Annotated in this window: 13 protein-coding genes; 9 read left to right on the forward strand and 4 right to left on the reverse strand. The window is 44.0% G+C overall.

Annotation, left to right across the window (positions count from 1 at the left end):
* Positions 1 to 197: 197 nt before the first annotated feature.
* A complete protein-coding gene (locus tag EP57_RS01960; RefSeq protein WP_036083716.1) occupies positions 198 to 764 on the reverse strand; it encodes a hypothetical protein in 567 nt (188 codons plus the stop codon).
* A 232-nt stretch (positions 765 to 996) separates the two neighbouring features.
* Here EP57_RS01960 and EP57_RS01965 point away from each other — a divergent pair, with 232 nt between their 5' ends.
* Positions 997 to 1,482 (forward strand): hypothetical protein, encoded by a 486-nt coding sequence (locus EP57_RS01965; RefSeq protein ID WP_036083718.1) that lies wholly within the window; start codon positions 997 to 999, stop codon positions 1,480 to 1,482.
* Between the two features lie 87 nt (positions 1,483 to 1,569).
* Here EP57_RS01965 and EP57_RS17075 read toward each other — a convergent pair whose 3' ends face one another.
* Positions 1,570 to 3,555, reverse strand: coding sequence for a LapB repeat-containing protein (locus EP57_RS17075; protein WP_052167481.1), 1,986 nt, complete (start codon positions 3,553 to 3,555; stop codon positions 1,570 to 1,572).
* A gap of 199 nt (positions 3,556 to 3,754) precedes the next feature.
* Entirely contained in the window at positions 3,755 to 4,192 is a 438-nt protein-coding gene (locus EP57_RS01975) for a GNAT family N-acetyltransferase (RefSeq protein ID WP_036083720.1), read from the reverse strand.
* 150 nt (positions 4,193 to 4,342) lie between these two features.
* On the opposite strand from EP57_RS01975, the gene EP57_RS01980 reads away from it, so the two are divergent.
* Positions 4,343 to 5,656, forward strand: a complete 1,314-nt coding sequence (locus tag EP57_RS01980) for a right-handed parallel beta-helix repeat-containing protein (protein ID WP_036083722.1) — start codon at positions 4,343 to 4,345, stop codon at positions 5,654 to 5,656.
* 135 nt (positions 5,657 to 5,791) lie between these two features.
* Here EP57_RS01980 and EP57_RS01985 read toward each other — a convergent pair whose 3' ends face one another.
* Complete coding sequence (locus EP57_RS01985; RefSeq protein WP_036083724.1) at positions 5,792 to 7,372, reverse strand: acetate--CoA ligase; 1,581 nt, start codon at positions 7,370 to 7,372, stop codon at positions 5,792 to 5,794.
* Positions 7,373 to 7,527: 155 nt separating this feature from the next.
* Between EP57_RS01985 and tadA the strand changes: the two genes are divergently transcribed.
* The 7 genes from tadA to EP57_RS02020 all read left to right on the forward strand — a co-directional run bounded on the left by tadA (position 7,528) and on the right by EP57_RS02020 (position 23,756).
* Positions 7,528 to 8,001, forward strand: coding sequence for a tRNA adenosine(34) deaminase TadA (tadA, locus tag EP57_RS01990; protein ID WP_036083726.1), 474 nt, complete (start codon positions 7,528 to 7,530; stop codon positions 7,999 to 8,001).
* Positions 8,002 to 8,444: 443 nt separating this feature from the next.
* A complete protein-coding gene (locus EP57_RS01995) occupies positions 8,445 to 9,869 on the forward strand; it encodes a cytochrome ubiquinol oxidase subunit I (protein WP_036083728.1) in 1,425 nt (474 codons plus the stop codon).
* A 1-nt stretch (position 9,870) separates the two neighbouring features.
* Positions 9,871 to 10,884, forward strand: coding sequence for a cytochrome d ubiquinol oxidase subunit II (cydB, locus tag EP57_RS02000; RefSeq protein ID WP_036083730.1), 1,014 nt, complete (start codon positions 9,871 to 9,873; stop codon positions 10,882 to 10,884).
* Positions 10,884 to 12,599, forward strand: a complete 1,716-nt coding sequence (gene cydD, locus EP57_RS02005) for a thiol reductant ABC exporter subunit CydD (RefSeq protein WP_036083732.1) — start codon at positions 10,884 to 10,886, stop codon at positions 12,597 to 12,599. Before cydB ends, cydD begins: the two co-directional genes overlap by 1 nt.
* A complete protein-coding gene (gene cydC, locus EP57_RS02010; protein WP_036083734.1) occupies positions 12,599 to 14,338 on the forward strand; it encodes a thiol reductant ABC exporter subunit CydC in 1,740 nt (579 codons plus the stop codon). Before cydD ends, cydC begins: the two co-directional genes overlap by 1 nt.
* 359 nt (positions 14,339 to 14,697) lie before the next feature.
* Positions 14,698 to 19,224: an LPXTG cell wall anchor domain-containing protein gene (locus EP57_RS02015; RefSeq protein ID WP_036083735.1), complete on the forward strand. Its 4,527-nt coding sequence runs from the start codon at positions 14,698 to 14,700 to the stop codon at positions 19,222 to 19,224.
* A 317-nt stretch (positions 19,225 to 19,541) separates the two neighbouring features.
* Positions 19,542 to 23,756 (forward strand): immunoglobulin-like domain-containing protein, encoded by a 4,215-nt coding sequence (locus EP57_RS02020; RefSeq protein WP_052167482.1) that lies wholly within the window; start codon positions 19,542 to 19,544, stop codon positions 23,754 to 23,756.
* Positions 23,757 to 23,848: the final 92 nt, after the last annotated feature.

Here is a 23,848-nt window from a genome sequence, read left to right on the forward strand (position 1 = left end):
AAAAAATGACTACTATCAGTTTTGGGATAAACGTCCAAATTGATAGTAGTCATTTTTGTTTGATGTATGCGATTTTGAGCTAGAAGTCAAGGCAGATTTAATCAACTGTTGATATTTCCAGTCGCTGATCGGTCCAGTGAATTCTAGCCATTGATTCACTTAGAAACGCAGCTTTTTTATAAGAAATGGTCCATGAGTTATTTACCAGACAATTTTAAATCCACTTGGTATTTTTTCGAATTAGTATCATTCACCTTAGCCTTATCAGCCTCCGTGCTAACCGTCCATTCAAGTTTAGCCGTATCGATATTTTTTGCAGATTTCAGTGTTGGAACATAGAACATTAAAATCGCTTCTACGCTACGCCCTTTATCGATAGCTGGTTCGATGTTTGTACTGCGCTCTTTAGAAATTTTGTATTCAGACTTTCCAATTGTCAATTTCGCCTCATTTAGAAAGGTTTGCATCGTTTGCTCCGACGTATTTTGTGTACGAAGTTTGATTCGAACGATTCCTTCATCTTTGATATCCGACGTTTTTATATTGGCATTATCCCGTTTAACGACAGTCACAAGCAACACTTGCGATTTAAGACCTTTCCATTCGTCGCTCCAGTTTGGCGTGAAATATGCCTTTTCATCTTGAACAGCCGTATCAGCTTTTTTAGTCGTATCCGTTTTATCCGTTGCATTTGAATTACCACAGCCTGCTAATCCTGCTCCCAGAATCGCAAAACATAGTAGTAAAATGACACTTTTTCTCATGTCTAATCTCCTTTAAATTGCTATTTTTTCGTCCTCTAACTTAAGTATAGAAGATACAAAAATAGTTTCAAGAAAGGCAGTTTAGGTTTTTGGAAAGAAGAAACTATTTTTTGTGACAGTTTGTTCACATTCTGATGAACGCGAACTAGAAGTTGAGAAAATGAAATCGAATGCGTTATAATAGTGAAAACATGAGCAAAAATGCATAAGTACATCACTAGAAAGGAGAAACATGCTAAAAAAGACATTACTAACTGTCGGAATCCTCTTCGCAGGCCTCTGCGCTTTTCTAGGAATCACATGGCTAAAAGACACCTGGCCAATAGAAAGTACCTCTCTAAAAAACGAAGGAGTCGGCAAACTAGCTATCGGAATGGACGAATCACAAATAAGGCACTATTATCCTGAAATCAGTGATGCAGGCAATTTTATCGTACATACAAAAACAAAAGAAATAATCTGCTTGGAGTTAAGCGATAAGATAGCCGGACAAAATTTTACAACAAAAAGAGGAATCGGTATTGGCAGTAGCCTTGCAGATGTAAAACGAGAATATGGAACGAACTACAGACAAAAAAACACAGAACGCTACGGCAATCTCATTGAATTCCAAGATGACAAAACAAATCAAAAATTGGCATTCGGAATAGACTTGTCGAATGAGAAAGTAACCGTTGTGGTGTTGTTCGATTATAAGAAGTATAATTATCAATATTAACGTTTAAGTAAAAAAATCCAATAGAACCAAAACAAAAAGGCTGGAACAAGGAGCCATGCCACTCCAAACGTTCCAGCCTTTCCTATCCTATCGTTGCATTAATTTCTTTCTACGCAAGAACAGGAACGAAGCACCAATAAACAAGCCACCCAAAATAATATTTTCAAATGGTAAAGAATCTCCCGTTTTCGGCAATTGCGTTTTACTAGATGTTGCGTTTTGTTGCGCGATTGGATCAGTCACATTCAACCCAGCAGGTACCACAAACATAGGGTCAGAGCCTGAACCAATAATGACATCATCAAATGTCGGCACTGAATCGACAGGAATCACTGGATTAGTCGGGTTAATTGGATCAACCGGGTCAACAGGATTCATAGGAACGACTGGATCAACTGGATCGATTGGGTCAACAGGATTCACAGGATCAACTGGATTGATTGGATCAACCGGGTCAACAGGATTCACAGGATCAACTGGATTGATTGGATCAACCGGGTCAACAGGATTTACAGGATCAACTGGATCTGGATCGGGAACCACTGGCTCTTCAGCCGCCTCGACGGTCACCACAATTTGCAAAGCCTCAGCCTTAACGCCATCAGCACTTTCTGCATGCAGCGTAACCGTGTAATCTCCAGGTGTCGTAAAATCAACAGCATCCGCAAAATCACTCGTAATGGCGCTACCATCAGTCGTTGCTGCAGCAATATCTGCTAAGAATTCAGTCTCCGTTTTACTTGCGTCTTTCGCATAACTAATTTTATCCGTAGCTGTAATCACTGGTTTCTGGAGAATTGTGACCTCCACCTGAACCGGTGTTGCTTTCAGACCAACGCTATTTTCCGCATTTAATGTCACCACATAAACACCAGGCGTACCAAAATCAACAACATCCGCGAAATCACTCGAAATCGCAGTGCCATCATCTGTCACTGCTCCAATATCTTGCAAAAACTGTTCTTCCGTCAGCGGTTCGTTTTGAATATATTTAATCGCGTCGTCGGCAGTAATCGTAAGCGAATGCTCAACAGTAAACGAATGCTTATACATAGGCACCGAAATTTTATAATTCGTCGCTGTCATGTGAGCGGGTGCAGCATAAGAACCAGCTGGCATATTAATTCGCGCATTATATGTCATGTCAGTAAGGTTTGCAAAATCAGCTTTAGCAACACCACTCACCGTTAAGCCTTCCGTACTAACTGTCAATCTACTACCATCTATTTGCGTATTATTCAGTGTAAAAAAAGTATCTGTTGCTGTAGTTGAAGTCGTGAAATTAGGAACAAAATCATCAAAATTAACCGTTCTTCCCGTCATAAGCGAAAAAGGAATATACAATGTTTGACCTTCCTCATCATAATTCAGCGCTGAACTTTTGATTCTAGAATTAATCGGAACACCGTAACCAACATTTTGCCCAGTGGCAGTAAAGTATTTTAGCGTCGAGAAAGTCTCGATTCCGTGAAAATCAGCTACACCACAAAATTGGATATTAAGGTCACTAAGCTTAGGCAGCACTTGTAAAGGCATAAAATCCGTTATCATCGAGTTATAGCTAAGATTAATAGTCGACAAATTCGGCAAATTATTAATTTTCGTTAAAATTTCATTGGAATTTCTGCTGCGTGATAAGTCAAGCGTAGTTAAATTAGTAAGGGGGCTAAGATCAGGAATCATTTCTGAGGTAACTTGGCTACCAGAAATCGATAGATAGTCTAGTTTTGTTAATTTCGTGAGGACATCGAAATTGGTGAATTTAGGAGCTGTGCATGAAAATCGAGTGACATTGTGTGCATATTCAAGACCGGTTAAATCCGTCACTGCTAGATTTTGTAAAGAAATAGTAGTAAGGCTATCCATTTGGGCTTCTGTAATCGTTGCGTCACTTGCTTGACCGAGGCGACCATTTAAATAAGCTCTTAGGGCATCATCAGGAATGGCTACATTGTCTTGTGAGGCTGTGACTGAGGCGGTAGCTATAACATTCGTGTGTTGCTGAGCAAAGGGAACAGTAAGAACTGCTAAACAAATCGTGGTCTTAATAATTTTTGGTATTACTGGTGTCAAAAAATCATCTCCATTTCGTATTTTACTTGATTCATTATACACCCAAAATAAGTATTTTACTGTGACAAAAAAGAGAATTTTTTACCTAAAAACCGAGTTATTTATACCAATTTTGCGATTTTAGTACAATAGTATGAGGCGGCTGTAGGCTCCAAAAAAAGAAACGAATCCTAAAAAATTAGAACACGTTTCTTCTTGTTTATAGTATTTTCCCCATCTTGTAATGCCCACCGATTTTAGGTATAACGAACTCCGAGCCAACCGAATGAAATCCCATTTTCTCATAAAAACCAGTCGCAATGACACGAGCATTACACCAAAGCAAATCGGCATCGCGTCGCACGAGTTCTTCTTCTGCAAACACAATCACCGCTTTTCCAAGCCCTTGCAATCGCGCACTCGGATCACTCGCCATCCCGCGTAACCTATACTGCTTCTTACCATCAAACTGGCTATCCGCCTCTTCATAAAAACTCCCAATCGCCACTAAGCATTCCTCATCATCAAAAACACCTACATGAAACGTTGTCGCGTCGTCATCACCAGGGTACACAAGCGCCTCCACTGGATGATCTGGAATCAACACACGGTGGCGCAAATCATGCGTTTGATTAGCCTCTATAAATCGAGTTTCCATCTACACCATCCCTTTCTCTTTGGAATGATTGTACCCAATTTCGCGTGATTTAGCAACGATTAGCGAGTGGTTTCCAGAAGTAATTTTTGGGGAAAGTAATAATAATTACAATCATGGGACTCATAGAATTATGTAAGGGGGAAAGCCACATTGAAAAAATTATATGTATTAAGTATCACTTCACTAATTGTTGTATTTTGTATAATTATTTTAGAAAATTCCATAAAAACGAAAGCTGCTACAGTAGTCGATCTCAAACCACTCATCGAACAAGCTGAATCTGGGAATCTCATTTTAAGAGATAAGAAAGAAGTCACCTACATCGTCAATGAGCCAATCAAAAACATCAAATGTAGCATCCAAGGCGCACCTGGTGGCTCTATCATCAAGGCAAATTTCAAAGGCGCAGGAAACTCAGAAACCCCGTCATTACTCCAATATCAAGCTGGGGCCAACAATATCTCGATTAAAAATGTTCGCTTCGATTTAGCGCTAATCGGTCGAGGCGCAGTAAGCTTCCGCCAAAATACAAACCTCATTATCGAGAACTGCTTTTTCACAGGTTACTCTAAAAAATATGGTTGGCGCGCAGTCGACAGTTCGATTTCCTTCACTGACAGCAAGAATATCACTATCCGCAATAACCATTTCATCAACAACGGCTATCAATATGGTCGGGCGCTCAACGAACTAAACCGATGTATTACAATCCAAGGCAATACAAGCGATAATATTACTATTTACAATAACGAATTCACTAAAGTAAACCAAGCCATCGTAGCCCAGGGCAATAAAATCAACAAGCTCAACATCTATAGTAATGCTTTCAACGCAGTCATTGATAACAGCCTCTACCTAATCAATATCCCCAGCGCGAATATCCACAATAATGATTTCAATAAAAGTAAAACCACCAATTCCCCAGACGAAGGCATTGTTCTTTCAGGAGGCGACTTCAAAATCGCAAACAACAGAGCATACAATGTCCTAAATAAATTCATCGCAATCAATGGTGCTACAAAAAACCTCGAAGTCACCAATAACACAATCAAAAATGAAAAAACAAAACAACGCCCAGCTGTCATTTCTTGGCGTAACAACACAGCTTACATCGTCCAACAACTCAAATTTTCGAACAATAAAATCGATACCGATACCGCGCCAGCCAACTACGATACCATACCGATTGGCAGGGTAAAGAAGCTGATTATTCAAGATAACCAATTTATCGTAAAAGGGCTAGCGAACAATCAGAACTTGTTTAGCTTGCTAGGTCAAGCAGAAATCGTCTCGGTACAAATCACAGGAAACACCGTAAAGCCGCGAGCTGGAAGCATAATTTCTAAAAAAGCTAACTTTTTCCGTGAAAAAACCCCGATCATCCCCCAAATTAGGGTTTTGAAAATTAAAAGTAATCAATTTAACGGGAAATATCCAGCAGTTTTAACAAAGAGGGCATCCTGAATCTAATAATAGCTAACAAACAACTAGAAATAGTATTAAATGAGTAGCTCATACTGTAGAAAACTAGCAACTCCAGTGTGTCAACACAAAAAAGCCATTCAGCAAGGAGTGGCTTTTTGTGTTGCACTTAGTAGCTTAAAATTGAGAAATTTGTGCGAACTCGGCTTCACGTAAAGCGACACGTCGAACTTTACCTGAATCGGTTTTCGGCAAGCTTTCCACAAACGCAATCCGTCGCGGATATTTATAAGGCGCAGTGCGGTTTTTCGTAAAGTTTTGCAACTCGCGTATTAACGAATTGTCTCCGTCATATCCTTCCTTCAATACAATAAAGGCCTTCACGACAGTCCCACGAATCTCATCTGGACTCGCTACAACAGCAACTTCCTTCACGGCAGGGTGGTGCGTCAGGGCATCTTCCACCTCAAACGGTCCAATCGTATAACCCGAACTAATAATAATATCGTCATTCCGACCTTGGAACCAATAATAATCGTCCTCATCACGATACGCGCGGTCGCCCGACACGAAATAATCGCCACGAATCGCTTTTTCCAAACGTTCAGGTTCTTTATAATACTCTTGGAACAGGGCAGGAAAATCTTTGCGCATCGCAATATCGCCAATTTCACCGACACCAACAGGCTCGCCATTTTCATCAATAATCGCCATGTATTCTGGCATAATCGGCTTGCCCATCGAACCCGGACGAATCGGAAAATCAACCAGCGTTCCAATCAGCAGCGTGCTTTCCGTTTGCCCATAACCATCACGAACTTTAATATCAAAATTATCTTGGAAAACACTGATAACTTCACGGTTCAGCGGCTCACCGGCAGACACCGCGCTACGCAAATGACTCAAATCATAGGTGTTCAAATGATCCGCTTTCGCCATCAATCGGTATTCCGTCGGCGTACAGCAAAGCACATTCACTTGCCGATCTTGCAAAAGCTTCAATTGTTTCGCAGGGTGGAAGCGACCATTATAAATGAATCCCGTCGCGCCTTTTCCAAGCACAGACAAGAACGGCGACCACACCCATTTCTGCCATCCAGGACCAGCCGTTGCCCACACCGTATCACTCTCACGAATATCCAACCAATGGTCCGCAGCAATCCGAATATGCGCATAACCCCAGCCATGCACGTGCACCACACCTTTCGGATTTCCCGTCGTACCAGACGTAAACGCCAGCAAACAAGGATCATCCTTACGCGTTGTCACCTTCTCAAAAGTCACCGCAGCACTCTCCATCAACTGCTCATAACTTTGCCAACCGTCAAGCGCACCACCAACCACAATCCGCGTCACAACACTCGGCGCATCCGCAATCTTATCGAACTCCGCCGTACAACTCGCATCCGCAATGACCGCCTTCACGTTCGCATGATGAATCCGATACTCCAAATCATGCGCCTTCAAAAGTTCTGAGGCAGGAATAATAATCGCGCCAGTCAGCCAAATTCCCATATAAACCGCATACGTTTCCAGCAAGCGCGGCATCATCACAATCACATGATCCCCTTTGCCAATCCCAGCATCCGTCATCACATTCGCAAACCGGTTCGCCGTCTCAAGCAACCGATGATACGACCATTCCCGCACTTCGCCAGCCTCATTTTCCCAAACCAAAGCCGTCTTCTCCGAGTCAAACTGCGCGATTTCATCCGTAATATTATAAAATTCAGGTGCAATCAAATTTTCAGACTTCATTTCCTAATCTCTCCTTGATATATCAATTTTTTCAAAGTTTCCGCATAATTAGTACCTAGTATTAATACATGGTACTATATCAAACTAACCAAAGCAAATAAAAGGCATCCATCCCGCCCCTATGCTAAAATAAAGAAGAATTGGGAGGTAACGCGATGAACAAAGAACAATACATGCGCGAGGCGCTACAAGAAGCAGAAAAAGCACGCGAAAAAGGGGAAGTCCCGATTGGCGCAGTCGTCGTGCTAAACGGCGAAATCATCGGCAGGGCACACAACCTCCGCGAAACAACGAACAACGCCATCACGCACGCCGAAATTTTAGCTATCCAAGACGCCTGCCACAACCAAAATGCTTGGCGTTTAGAAGGCGCAGAATTATACGTCACCCTAGAACCATGCCCAATGTGTAGCGGTGCCATCCTATTATCCCGCATCGAAACGGTCTACTACGGAGCCGCCGACCCGAAAGCCGGAACAGCAGGGACATTAATGAACCTACTCCAAGACTCGCGCTTCAATCACGAATGCAACGTCGAATCCGGCATACTAGCCGAAGAATGCGGCGCCATCCTAACCAACTTCTTCCGAGACTTGCGCGCACGGAAAAAGCAACAAAAAGAGTCTTAATACCTATTTTACTTCAAAATATGTCCACTCTATCACTTTATGTGAAAAAATGCGCATTTAGCTGATGCCACTGAATCGAGCCGCCCGTCTCATTTCGCGTCTCCACGTTTTCCCTTAAGAAAATAGAACCAAAAGAACTAAACAAATTTAGGCGGAAATAGGATAGAATAAAGATTAAGTAAGACTTATTTTAATTTGGTCTCGCTGTACATATTTATGTGAAGAAATAGGCATAATTAGAAAATGCGAAAAAAACAAAGCGAAATCAGGGGATTCCGATTTGTTTTTCTTAGCGGCTTTATTTGTGAATTTTAACACAAGTAAACATCTTTATATTCGCAGTTTTTCACAATCATTTAACGTGTATAGTATATAGATGCCAAATTATTGTAACGCTAACAAAACGGGTTAAACGCCCAATATGATCAAAAGGAGGAAAAAAGGTGGATAAACTTTTCTTAGCTAGACTTCAATTCGGATCAACAACCGTGTTCCATTTCTTATTTGTACCACTTTCTATTGGACTTGTATTTATGGTTGCTCTTATGGAAACGTTGTATGTTGTGAAGAAAAAAGAAATCTACAAAAAAATGTCGAAGTTCTGGGGACACTTGTTCTTAATTAACTTCGCAGTAGGGGTAGTAACAGGGATTATTCAAGAATTCCAATTCGGGATGAACTGGTCGGATTACTCGCGATTCGTAGGGGATGTATTTGGTGCGCCGCTTGCTATTGAAGCGCTACTAGCCTTCTTCATGGAATCAACATTTATCGGACTATGGATTTTCGGTTGGGATCGTTTAAACAAGAAGCTGCATTTAATGTGCATTTGGCTCGTTGCAATCGGAACGGTATTCTCTTCGTTCTGGATTTTAGCAGCGAACTCCTTCATGCAACATCCAGTCGGTTTCCAAGAAATCAACGGACGCGCAGAAATGAACGACTTCTGGGCACTTATTACAAACGGGCAACTGCTTGTCGAGTTCCCACACGTTATTTTCGGGGCTTTTGCAACTGGGGCATTCTTTGTCGCGGGTGTCAGTGCCTACAAATTACTTAAAAAACAAGATGTGGACTTCTTCCGTAAGTCATTCCAAATCGCACTTGTTCTCGTTATTATCGGTGGTTTCGGTACGGCCTTCAGTGGTCACCAACAAGCGCAATACCTTGTTAAAACACAACCGATGAAAATGGCAGCAACAGAAGGGATATGGGACGACACGGCTGACCCTGCGCCTTGGACGATGATCGCGGGTATTGATGTGGCTAACCAGAAAAACACCTGGGAAGTCAACATTCCGTACGCGCTAAGTTTCCTTTCCTATTCGACATTCTCTGGTAGTGTACAAGGTATGAAATCACTACAAGCAGAATATCAAGAGAAGTATAAAGATCGCTTCGGGGAAGATATGAACTACATTCCACCAGTAAAAACATCATTCTGGAGTTTCCGTATCATGGTACTTTCCGGAATGCTGATGATTCTTTTCGGCTTGTGGGGAGCTTTCCTTGCTTGGCGTAAGAAATTGACAACATCTAAATGGTATTTACGTTTAATGATTCCAATGATTGGCTTCCCGTTCTTGGCGAACTCGATGGGTTGGATTATGACAGAAGTAGGGCGTCAACCGTGGGTAGTGTTTGGCTATATGTCAACGGCAGACGGGGTCTCACCGAATGTCTCGGCAGGCTCGATATTGTTCTCACTGATTGCCTTCTCGACGATTTACCTAGCGCTTGCAATTGTTCTCGTATGGTTGTTCGTTCGCGAAATCAAAAAAGGGCCAAATGGGCATGATCACGACGATAAAAAAGGCAAAAAAGAAGTCGTGTCTGTCGATCCATTTGATCTAAAGGGGGCGCAGTAAAATGGATTTGAATGAACTATGGTTCCTTTTAGTTGCTGTGTTATTTATCGGTTTCTTCTTCTTAGAAGGATTTGACTTTGGTGTTGGTATGTCCACGCGTTTTGTCGCGCGCAATGACTTGGAACGTCGTGTTTTAATCAATACTATTGGACCTTTCTGGGATGCCAATGAAGTTTGGTTGCTAACAGCTGGGGGCGCGATTTTTGCGGCGTTTCCGAACTGGTATGCGACAATGTTTAGTGGCTATTATATTCCACTTGTGTTCTTCTTGCTGGCGCTTATTGGACGCGGTGTTTCGTTTGAATTCCGCGGCAAACATGAGTCAAAAGCTTGGGTGAAAACGTGGGATTGGGTTATTTTTATCGGTAGTATTTTACCGCCGTTCTTGCTTGGCGTATTGTTCTCCTCACTTGTTGCGGGGATGCCGATTAATAGCGAGATGAATATGAACGCAGGATTCTTTGATTACATTACGCCGTTCTCACTTATGGGTGGTGTGACAGTGACACTTATTTGTTACTTCCACGGCTTGCTTTTCATTACGCTTCGTACGCATGATGAAATTCGTGAACGCGCGAATCGTATTGCAAAACGGATGTGGTTCGTAACGGTTCCTGTACTTGCAATTTTCGTTGTGATGGCGATTTTCTACACAGATATTTTCGAAGCTCGTCCAGTGTTATTGCCAATTATGATTGGTTTGACAGTCGTGTTTTACGTGCTTTCTGCGCTTTCCCTATGGAAGGGCCGCGAAGGTTGGGCGTTTACATTTAGTGGACTTGGTATTGTTGGAACGATTGGTTCGATTTTTGCGGGGCTATTCCCTCGTGTGATGATCAGTTCCACAGATACGCTTTACAATTTAACGATTCACAATGCAGCATCCGGCGATTATTCGCTAAAAGTAATGACGATTGTGGCGCTGACGTTGCTTCCGTTCGTACTTGGTTACCAAGTTTGGAGTTATTACGTGTTCCGCAAACGTGTATCTAGTAAGGAGAAAATGACGTACTAATGGGTAGAGATTTGTTAAAATATCAAGGTATAAAACCAATCCTTGCAATGCTAGCCGTCCTGACAGTGATTCAGGGCGCGGCTATCATTGCGATGGCTCGATATTTAGCGACTGCGATTACGACATTGTTTCACGGTGATCCGTGGGGCGACGCGCTGTTCGATTTAGGTCTCTTTGCGGGGGCTTATCTCGTGCGGCATTTTTTGAATGTATGGAAGCGGAAAATTGTCTATGACTATGCTGCAAAAACGGGAACGTTGATGCGGGAACAATTGCTTTCCAAACTGTTTCTACTTGGGCCGCGTTTTACAAGTGCGGAAGGAACGGGGAAAGTGGTGACGATGGTCATGGAAGGCGTCGCGGATTTCAGACGTTATTTGGAGCTGTTTTTGCCAAAACTGATGAACATGTCGATTATTCCAGTGATGATTTTAATCTACGTATTTATAGAAGATCGGACGTCGGGCACGATTCTAATTTTGACGTTGCCGATATTGATTTTGTTTTTAATTATGATTGGGCTGGCGACGAAGAAGCAGGCGGATCGGCAGTTTGAGACGCATCGCGTGTTGTCGAACCATTTTGTGGATTCGTTGAAGGGCCTGGAGACGTTGAAGTATCTTGGGATTAGTCGCTCGCATGAACGCAATATTGCGAAGGTGAGTACGGATTATCGCAAGGCGACGATGGGGACATTGCGGATGGCGTTTTTGTCTTCGTTTGCGCTGGACTTCTTTACGATGCTGTCGGTGGCGACGGTGGCGGTGTTTCTTGGGCTAGGCTTGATTGAAATGACGATGAATTTACCAATTGCACTTGGCATTTTGATTTTGGCGCCGGAGTACTTTTTGCCAGTTCGGGAGGTCGGCTCGGATTATCATGCGACGCTTGACGGGCAAGAGGCTGGGCGCGTGATTCAAGAGATTATTGATAAAGATGTGACGGAAGTTGCGACGGATCAGACGCTAGATTATGATGCGAATACGCGATTTGCTTTGCAAAATATTACGGTGCAGCATCAAGAGAATGCGCCGACATCGCTTGAAGCGGCGAATTTTTCTGTTTCTGGTTTTGAGAAAATCGGAATTATTGGGGCAACCGGGGCAGGGAAATCGACGATGATTGATGTTTTGAGTGGCTTTTTGGAGCCGACGAATGGGGAATTTATTTGGAATGATGAGGAACGTGTGCAGTTGCGCGATGCGGCTTGGCAGAGTCAGGTGACGTATATTCCGCAACACCCTTATCTTTTTCATGAAACGGTGCGCGAGAATATTCGTTTTTATGCGCCGGAAAGTGATGATGCGGCTGTGGAACGTGCGGCGAATGCGGCGGGCTTGCGTGATCTTGTGACGGAGCTTGATGCGGGATATGATACGCTTGTTGGTGAGGCTGGACGCGTACTTAGTGGTGGTCAGGAACAGCGGATTGCGATTGCGCGTGCGTTCTTGAGTGATCGCCGAATTGTGTTGATGGATGAACCGACGGCGCATTTGGATATTGAGACGGAGTATGAATTGAAGCAGCCAATGCTTGATTTGTTTGAGAATCGCCTTGTTTTTTTTGCGACCCATCGCTTGCACTGGATGCTTGAAATGGACCGGATTATCGTGTTGGATCATGGCGCGATTGTCGAAGTTGGCACACATGCGGAATTGCTTGCAAAAGAAGGCTTTTACGCGAAATTAATTAAAGCGCAATTGGAGGAGATCTGATGAGAAAAAGTAGTTGGATTAGACCGTACTTGAAACAAAATCGGATGCTCTTCCTTTGGGTTATTTTTCTAGGGTTGCTGACGGTATTCTCGACTGGTGCGCTCATGTTCACGTCGGGTTACTTGATCTCAACGGCGGCAACGATTCCTGAGACGATTTTGCTGATTTATGTGCCGATTGTTGGGGTTCGAGCATTTGGAATTATGCGGGCCGTTTCGCGTTACGTGGAGCGCCTTGCGAGCCATTCGCTCGTGCTACGAATTTTGGAGAAAATGCGTGTGCGTTTGTACCGAATTATTGAGCCGCAAGCATTGTTACTACGTTCGCGTTACCGGACGGGCGACATTCTGGGCTTGCTTTCGGATGACATCGAGCATTTGCAAAATTATTATTTGACGACGTTATTACCAAACATAGTGGCGATGGTGCTTTATGGCGGCATTGTGATCTCGCTAGGCGTCTTTTCGATACCGTTTGCGATTCTGTTTTTCGCCTACATTGCGCTACTCGTGCTGGTGATGCCTTGGGTGTCATTGCTTTACGCGCGCGGCAAGAATGCGTACATGAAACAAGAACGTAACAAGCTATATCAGAAATTCACCGACGCGGTATTTGGCATTAGCGACTGGATGTTCAGCGGTCGTGAAAAAAGCTTTATCGCGGGATATGAGGCGGACGAGAAAGAACTGCTTGCGATTGAAACGAAACAAGCCCGTTTTGCGACATTGCGTGATTTTGTTGGGCAATTAATCATCGGCGTGATGGTCGTTTCGATGGTGTACTGGACGAATGAGCAAGTCGTGGACGGCGTGTTCGCTCCGACTTTCATTGCAGCCTTTGTCTTGGCGATTTTGGCATTATCGGAAAGCTTTATTCCGGTCAGCAATGCGGTGAGTGACGGTTCGCTGTATAAAGATTCACTGGCGCGACTGGAACAAATCGAAGACGCGGAACTTCTAACTTGGGAAGAAGAAGGCGCGCTTGAAAAAATCACGATCGATAACGAAAATGTAACACTACGCACGGAAAACTTGACATTCGGCTATGCCGACGCAAAACCGGTCTTGCAAAACTTGGATTTCGAGTTGAAACAAGGCGATAAAATTGCGATTTTAGGACGAAGCGGTACTGGGAAATCGACGTTTTTGAAATTAGTGCAAGGGGCTTTGGCGCTGACATCTGGGACGATTACGTTGAATGGTGAGCCAGTGAATAAGTTGCGGCCACAAATTGCGGAAACGATTGCGATGCTGAATCAGAAGGCGCATTTGTTTAACACGACGGTATTGAATAATATTCGAATGGGTAATCAGAATGCGACTGATGAGCAGGTGGAAGAGGTGGCGCGGCAAGTGAAGCTGCACGATTTCATTATGAGCATGCCGGATGGTTATAAGACGCAAATGACAGAAATGGGTGCGCGTTTTTCAGGTGGAGAACGGCAACGGATTGCTTTGGCGCGAATTTTACTGCAAGATACGCCGATTGTTGTTTTGGACGAGCCGACAGTTGGCCTTGACCCAATCACTGAAAAAGCGTTACTTGCGACAATTTTTGAGACATTGCAAGGGAAATCGTTGCTTTGGGTAACGCATCATCTTGTTGGTGTGGAGAAAATGGACCGAGTATTGTTCTTAGAAAATGGCACTATGATTATGAATGGCACGCATCAAGAACTGCTTGGGCGTGAAGAACGCTATCGCCATTTATATGAATTAGATCGACCAATCAAATTGTGAAAAACGTCATATAAAGTAACAATAACCACAAACTAAAGACCTGTTTTTGTTAAAATTCTTAACAAATTACAGGTCTTTTCTGGTTTAATGAGATAATATGTGCTAATATTTAGGTGTGAATAGGAATAAATGCAATGAAAATAGTATAAAACATAACTTTTCGTCACAATTTCTACATATTTTCGGAAATCACGTTGTTTAGTTTCATGCTAAACACGATTATATATACGACATCTTGTAAATACGCACGATTTGACTCATCCAAGAACCGCGATGAAAGCACTTTGGGCGACCCGAGATTCAGCATGAGATTGCACGCAGCCTAATTGTGCAAATGAATGAAGAAGGGGAATTAAGAGATGAAAAAATTAATGAGTTTGACATTGTTGGCAATGTTGGTGGTTTTCCAATTTGTATCGGTTATTCCAGCGAATGCCAGTGATGCCAGCGGAGATTTTGTTCGGGATGTTAGGATGAAGACGCAGCAGGGGAATTTGGTAGATGAGAACTCGCCGCCAGTCGATGCGAAGGAAGCAGTGACTTTGGTTTACACTTGGGGAAATTTGGCGAATACGACGCCCGAAAAGGATATTACACTTAATATTCCGAATACATTAAAGGTCGAAAAGCAGCAGATAGACCTTGTGAGCTTGACGAAAGAGCATTACGGGAGCGTAACTGTGAATCCTGACAAGCAAGAAATCAACATACGGATAGACAAAGAGATACCTAGTTTTGAAACGGGCACTTTTGAAATTCTGGCTAAATTAAATAATGAGAAAAAGCAAGATGAGATGCTAGTAACGTTGAACACGGGAAAGAACTCCGAGCAAGTGAGAGTTTCGATGAAAGCGCAAACAAAATTAACGACGTTGAAATCAGCAATTACTACCAATATTTTAACTAGTGTAGAATTGACAGACATAAATGGCAAGACATTTACGGAGGAGAATCGACCGAGCGTGGATAGTGCGGCGCGCATTGCGTTTGAATGGGCATTGCCGGACGCGCTGAATGTGAAGGCTGGGGACACGTATTCGTTTCAATTACCGGAGATTTTCACGCTGTACTCGAAAGTGACGGGGACGCTTGGGGATTACGGGACGTTTGTGGCGGAGATGGACGGGACGGTGACGATGACGTTTAATGAGAACGTGGAACTGGACTCGAACGTGGCTGGAACGCTGCAATTTAATACGGGTTTTAATGTGAACAAGAAGGATACGCCAACGACGCAGACGGTGAACTTCCCTGTCGCGGAACAGGACGGATACGAGTTGCATTTCGTGCCGAAGAACGGTGCGGCTGTGACGAAATCGGGGGCGGCGAATCAGACGTATAGCCCGGATGGGGTGAACTGGACGGTGCGCGTGAATGGGAAGGAGAATCTGCTGCGTAACGCGGTGCTGAAAGATACGCTGCCGGCTGGTTTGACGCTTGACGCGGACAGCATTGAGGTGTATCGCCTGAACGTGTTTATGGACGGCTCGGCGCAACTGGATGGCTTGGCGGACGCGACGGAGTACACGGTTGTGAGCGGTGCTGGACGGACGCTGGAAATTCAGTTCGCAGATGGGAATAGCACGGCTTACGAAGTGCGTTACAAAACAGCGATTGAAGATGTGACAAAAACGAGTTTCAAAAATGCGGCGGAGTTCACGAATAATGACGTGAAAGCGACCACTTCTGCCACGATTGCGATTAAACGCGGCGATCATTTAAAGAAACGCGGAACGTTTGATCCGAAAACGGAACGCGTGAAATGGACGGTCTCGTATAATTTCGACGGCAAAACGGTGGCGCAACAAGACGCAATCCTGCATGATTTGTTCGACAATGAGCATCAATTGGTGGACGAATCGATTGTTGTGCGGCACGTGACGGTGGACAAAGACGGCAAAGCCATCATCGGCGCTATTGTCCCAACGACAGACTATCAAGTAACGCCAACTAGCACGGCGACACAAAATGGCTTCGACCTGCAATTTACAGACGGCATTTCGACGGCATACGAAGTCACCTACGAAACCAAACTGTCAGACACGACTGCCAACCCAACAACAGTCACAAACAATGTCGAAACGCCAAACACACCGAAAGAAAGCGCGACGGTCAGCGTCGATTCCCAAAACATCACGAAACGCCTAGTCGACTCAGACTACAGCACAAAAACAATGAACTGGGCGCAACAAATCAACACCAACCAATACAGCCTTGACAACGCAGTCATACGAGACACTTTTGCATCTGGCGGTCTTACTTTACTGCCCGAAACATTGAAACTCATCGACCAAGACGATAGCAACAAAACACTAATCGAAGGCACCGACTACAGCATCACATCAGACACGAACGGCTTTGTCATCACCTTGCTAAACGATTACGCGGTCGACATGACCCACACCCTCAACCTAACCTATAGCACCCACTTCCAATTCGAAGACATCAAAAGCGGCACAGCCATCAAAAACGACACCCGCCTCGAATGGGGAGCCACCGACGAAAAACGCACCAGCACCGATACTACAGACACCGATCTCGACTACTACACTCAGAAAAACGGCTTCAAACTAGGAACCTACAACGCGCAAAGCAAAGAAATTACGTGGACCATCGGCTTCAACTACAACCTCCTAACCATCAACGAGCCAATTTTAAAAGACGCCATTCCTTCCAACCAGAGCTTGCTCCCAGACACGATTGAAGTCCACAAAATGAAGCTCGGCAAAGAAGCCTATAACTATTCCGATGGCGGCATCGTCGACCCAGCGAACTACACACTAGACACAAGCAACAACACCGTCCGCGTCGCCTTCAACGAGCCAATCACAGAAGCCTACTACATCACATTCAAAACGAGCATCGCAGACAAACTCGTAGTCCCAACCTATCTCAATGCAGCCACACTATACGACGGCACCACCGCACAAACCACCGTCACAGGCTTCGTCAACATCCCAAGCGGCGGCAGTTACGTAAACAAAACCGGCGTCCAAAACGGCGACAACATCAACTGGGAAGTCACCATCAACGCAGGCCAATCCACCATCGCCAACGCCAAAATCACTGACACACCACAGTCCAACCAAATCCTGCTATCCGACACAATCAAACTCTACAACACAAAAATCCAAAAAAACGGCGCAATCACACAAGGCCAACAGCTCGTTCCAGATAAAGACTACACACTCACCATCCATACAGACGGCGAAACCGGCAACCAGTCCTTTGAAATCGCCTTCACAGACACGATTCATTCCGCCTACATCCTAAAATACGACACCTACATCGACGCAGGCGACAAAGAAACCGTCCGCAACAACGTCAAACTAACCGGAGACAACCTAACAAACGAACAAACATCCACAAGCTCTGACGTCATCGTCCGCTTCTCCGAAGGTTCCGGCGGCGCCTCAGCAGAACGCGGCACACTCACCATCCGCAAAATCGACCACAAAACAACCAAGAGCTTGCAGGGCGCAGAATTCGGCCTCTACAACAAAGACGGCACAGTCCTCCTGCGCACATCCACAACAAACGAATCCGGCGACATCACGTTCCCAACCATCCGCTACGGCGACTACCTAGTAAAAGAACTCACTGCCCCAACCGGCTACTTCAAATCCGACAGCTCAGAATCCGGCATCACTTTTAAAATGGACCAAAAAGAAGCCTTACTAATAGTAGAAAACGATCAATTCGTAGGCGAAGCCACACTCACCAAAACCGAAACAGGAACCACCAACCGCTTAGCCGGAGCCATCTTTGACCTCGTCCAAGGCGACCAAATCATCCAGACGGGTCTCACCACCGACGAAAACGGCGAAATCAAAGTCATCGATCTAACCCCAGGCGACTACGCATTCATCGAGACCAGCGCCCCAACCGGCTACCAACTAGACCCTACACCACACACTTTCACCATCACAGAAAAACAAACCGAGCCCGCCCAAGTCACCGCCGAGAACAACCTCATCCTAGGCACCCTAATCATCACGAAACAAGACACCACAACAAAACAACCACTATCCGGCGCAACCTTCGAACTCCAAGACACAAACGGCAACACCATCCAATCAGACCTCACCACTGATTTCGAAGGAAAAATCACCATCACGGACCTACCACTTGGCGACTACAACCTAATCGAAACAACCGCACCAACCGACTATCAACTAGACAGCACACCAATCCCAGTCACCATTACCAAAGCAACAACCACCGAGAACATCCACTACCAAACCGTGGACAATACCCTAATCAAAGGCAGCGTCACCCTAACAAAACTCGACAGCGAGAACCCAGAAATCACCCTCCAAGGCGCAACCTTCGACCTCCAAGACAACGAAGGCAACACCATCGCCACCAACCTAACAACCGACACAACCGGTCAAATCATCATCACCGACCTACTCCCAGGCGACTACACCTTCACCGAAACCAGCGCCCCAACAGGCTATCAACTAGACCCGACCCCAATCCTATTCACCATCGAGAAATCCCAAACCGAACCCCTCCACCTAGAAGTCACCAACACAAAAACCAAAACACCAGACCCAATCCCAGACAACCCGACAACACCAGATATTCCAACCAATCCAACGACACCATCGAATCCAACACCAACAAACCCAATCCCATCAAGCGAACCAAACACACCGACCATCCCAACCCAACTAGAACCAGAAACCCCAACCACAGTCCCAACACCACTCCAAATCACAGCATCAACACTGCCAACAAACAAGCCAGTAGCATCTAAGACAAAACCAACCACCCCAGAGTCCAACCTCCCAGAAACCGGCGACAATAACCCAAGCCTTCCAATCTGGTTAGGCACTACCCTCATCATAACCGCACTCTACCTAAGCAGACGCAAGAAATAACACAAAGTACCTATAAAATGCACTTCTTCAGAGAAGTAGTAATTTTATAGGTACTTTTCACATTTTCAATCCCATTACGTAACAAAACGTTCAAATAAAGCCTTCAAAAAATCCCATTCATACCCAAAAGCCCTTTAGAAAAGTAAGATAAGAGGTGTTATACTAGTTTAAGTAAATGACAAAACAAGAAAAGGAGTTGTTTCATGCAGAAATAGGCGCTCTAATTTAATCGGAATACTATAAATAGACACAATTATCTGTCTTTAATTCCGTAATCCCCACATAGAAAAATTCATTTATCAAAGGAGATAATAAAATTGATTAACAAAAAAAGGGTTAACAAAGTAACCAAACTAACAGTAGCAAGTGCTATCGCATTATCAGCCTTAGCACAGCCACTAGGAAACGTAATTACAGTAAAAGCAGCAGCAGAAGCACCAATTGCAACAAAAGCGGAACAGAAGTTATTGACAGCTACACAAGATATACAATTTAAAAATACTCAATTTACGAGCACAGCTACGTCAATTCCAGACTGGAGACCAGTACTAATAAATTCAGGTTCTAATGTTTCAAATTATACCATGTCAGTAGAGAGCTGGGTTAAAAGTGGAAGTTATTTTTTGATTAACCGAGGTTCTGGATGGGTTAAACCAGACGGAAATGGTGGATTTGAAATTCAACATACTGCTGGACCTAGCAGTGAGGGTGTGCAACAGGTAATTGATACAGTACCTGGCGAGCGGTATACAGTAGGTTTTACTAATTCAGAAGTACGGGTGACTGGTGAAATAACAATTTCGTCTGTAAAATTATTTCTAACTGATGAAGATGGTGTATCGAATTCTAAGCTTTTAATCAATAAAGGAGCTACAAATGCAGGGCCTATAAATAACACAGCGACGTTTACAGCAACTTCTACCAAAACAGCTTTGACTTTTGCTTTAGGAAGCGGTCCTAGAGGAGAGATTATGGCAACGGATGTATACCGCTTTTCTAACTTTTCGATAACAAAATCATCAGCAGTATCGATAGCTGCTCCAACAATAAATAAAGTAACTGATAAGGATGAAGTGGTAACAGGTACAGGGACAGCAGGTAAACACATAAGGATTGAATTAGCAGATGGAACATTCCTTACAGGAGAAGTTGGGGCAGATGGTAAATATTCAGTTACGATTCCAAAACAAGCAGCTGGAACAGTTGTCAAGGCTGCGCTCTATGATGGAGAAGGTAATGTAAGTCCTGATGCCTCTACAACAGTAACGGCTAGTACAGTAGCAGCCCCGACAATTAATGCCGTAACAACAGATGATACAGTAGTCAAAGGAACAGGCATTCCCGGCCAACGCGTATATTATAAAGTCGGTAATGCTAACTGGTATGAATATAGCTACGCAACGGTAGCAACTGATGGAACCTACATGTTTTACATTTCGCAACAACAAGTTGGTACACCTATCTCAGTAAAACATACTGTCGGCGGTGTGGATAGCGCCGTAACAACAACAACAGTAACACAAGGAACAGTAGCCGCTCCAACAATTTACGGCGTAAAATCCGATGACACAACCGTCAAAGGAACAGGTATCCCAGGAGCAACCGTAACCGTCACAATCGCAGGCCAAGATCGAACAGCAACAGTAGGCCAAGACGGCAACTACTCCGTTACCATCCCAGCACAAGCCGTAGGAACAGAAATCACAGCGAAACAAACCTTAAATGGCGTAACGAGTAATCCTGTATCAACAACAGTAACCCAAGGAACAGTAGCAGTGCCAACAATCAAAACAGTAACAACGGACGACACAACCGTCAAAGGAACAGGAATTGCTGGAGCAACAGTAACCGTAACAATCGCAGGTCAAGACAAAACAGCGACAGTAGACCAAGACGGCAACTATTCGGTAACGATTCCAAAACAAGCCTTTGGAACAGAAATTTCTGTAAAACAAACACTAAACGGCCAAACAAGTTCTAATGCAAATACAACCGTAACACAAGGCGCAGTAGCCGCTCCAACAGTTAACACGGTTACAGCCGATGACGAAGCGGTCAAAGGAACAGGTATTCCAGGAGCGACAGTGACGGTAACAATTGGAGGTCAAGACAGAACAGCAACAGTAGGCCAAGATGGCAATTACTCGGTGACCATTCCAAAACAACCAAAAGACACAGTCATCTCAGTAACACAAACAGTAAATGGTACAACATCTAGCCCTGGCACAACAACAGTGCAAGCTGGTATGGCAGCAACGACGATTAACTCACTAACAACTGATTCTACAATAGCATCAGGAACAGCCGAGCCAAATGCAACTATCGTTATTAAAAATCAAGCAGGTACGGAACTAGCAACAGGCCGTGTCGGCTCTGATGGCGTGTACAGCGTAACGATTGCTAAACAAGCGAATGGCGCAGTTGTAACAGCAACAGCCACAAAAGATGGTAAAACATCAAGTGCAAGCACAACTGTAACACGTGACAGCATTGACCCAACAACCATCGATACACTAACAGCTGATTCCACAACAGCAACAGGGACAGCCGAACCAAATGCAACAATTGTCATCAAAAACGCAGCAGGAACAACACTAGGAACTGGAACAGTAGGTTCAGATGGTAAATACAGCATTACGATTCCAAAACAAGCCCAAGGCACAGTCGTAACAGCAACAGCTACAAAAGACGGTAAATCAGCGAATGCTTCTACAACCGTAGCAGCTGGACAAGGCATTGCCGCAACAACACTTGGTGCCTTAACAAATGAGTCTACGATTGCTTCAGGAACTGGGGAACCAAATGCAACCATCGTTATTAAAGCAGGTTCCACAACGCTTGCTACAGGAACAATCGGATCAGACGGTAAATATAGTCTAACGATTCCAAAACAAGCAGCAGGAACAGTCGTAACGGCAACCGCAACTAAAGATGGCAAAACATCTAGCGCTTCGGTAACTGTTTCGAAACAAGCATCAGGAACCATCGTTGTTACAGCGCCATACTATGTTGGCTATGACGCAGGAATTAAAGCAACGGTTTCTGGCGACGCAACCAAAGTATACCTTCTTGTAGGCGATACAAAATATACAACTGTTCCAGTAGAAGGAAGTTTCCAATACTATGCGAAAGACAAAATCACAAGCACATCACAAAACGCATACTTGGTAGCCCTAGACGCCTCTGGAAAAGAATTATCACGCGCTAAAGTAACATTAAAAGATGGTAACTTACTACGCGGTACAGTAACACCACAAGATTATATTATCGGTGGCGGCAACTATGTAACAGGTTCATATACAGGTTCTGTAACCAAAGTAGCGATTTCTGTGAATGGAACAGTATACCCATCCGTACCAGTTACAGGAGCAAGCGCTCTACAATACTACGCGAAAGATAAAATCACAAACGAATCCGATGTAGTGAAACTAATCGGTTACAACTCAGAAGGCACACAAATTGCCATCACACCAGTTACCGTTTATGGCTCGGACGCTTTAAAAGGTACTATCGTAGCGAATCCATCAAACTTTGTTATTTCTACAGATTCTTACGTCAAAGGAACATACACTGGAAACGTGAAAACAGTAGCACTTGTTGTCAACGGTGTAGAATTCGCGAAAGTAGGCGTAGTCGACGGTTCAACATGGCAATACTATGCCAAAGGTAAGATTCTAAACCCTTCCGATACCGTTTCTGTCAAAGGATACAACGTTGCCGGAACACTCGTAAGCACTGTAGATTTAACAGTATCTCAAAACCCAGTAGGACAAAGCACACTAACACCAGAAGCATTCAAACTAAAAACAGACAGCTTTGTGAAAGGAACATTCACAGGTAGCGTACGTTATGTAGCTCTTAAAGTAGGCGATGTCACTTATCCTAAAGTTGGAGTTGTAGATGCTACGAACTGGCAATACTATGCAAAAGACAAGATTACAAACACAACAGCAGCCGTTTCTATCCTAGGCTATGACAGCACAGGAACGAAAATTGCAGAATCAGCTGTAACAGTCAACCCAGAAAACGCGTCTAGCTTAACAGCAGATACGTATAAACTAGGCGATGGCAATGTGACAGGAGCATATACAGGCGAAGTCAAGTATGTTGCAGTTAAAGTCAATACCAATTCATATGGTAAAGTCCCTGTAGCAGACGATGGCACATACAAATACTACATCAAAGATAAAGTATCTAGTAAAGATGACGTAGTAACTGTTTATGGTTATGACGCAACAGGTGCAGTAGTTGCACAAAAAGTCGTAACAATCGACCCAGGCGTGGCTCCAACTATGACAGTAAATGACTTTGTTATCGGCACATCAAAAGAAGTAACCGGAACATACACTGGTGGCATCAAATATGTTGCTATTAAAGTAGGCGATTCAAGCTACAGTAAAGTCCCAGTTGCAGATGATGGCACATACAAATATTACGCTAAAGATAAAATCACAAACGCAGCAACAAAAGTAATCGTTCAAGGCTATAATGCAGTTGGCTTAGCCCTAGAAAAAGAAGTAACCGTACGATAAAAACACACGTGTGATGACTAAATCTCATTTAGTCATCACACACTTTTAAAAAATAACCTTGAAAAATAGCTGTTCCAACAAGCAGTTTTATA

Origin of the sequence: Listeria booriae (assembly GCF_000766865.1) — a bacterium.
GTDB lineage: Bacteria > Bacillota > Bacilli > Lactobacillales > Listeriaceae > Listeria_A > Listeria_A booriae.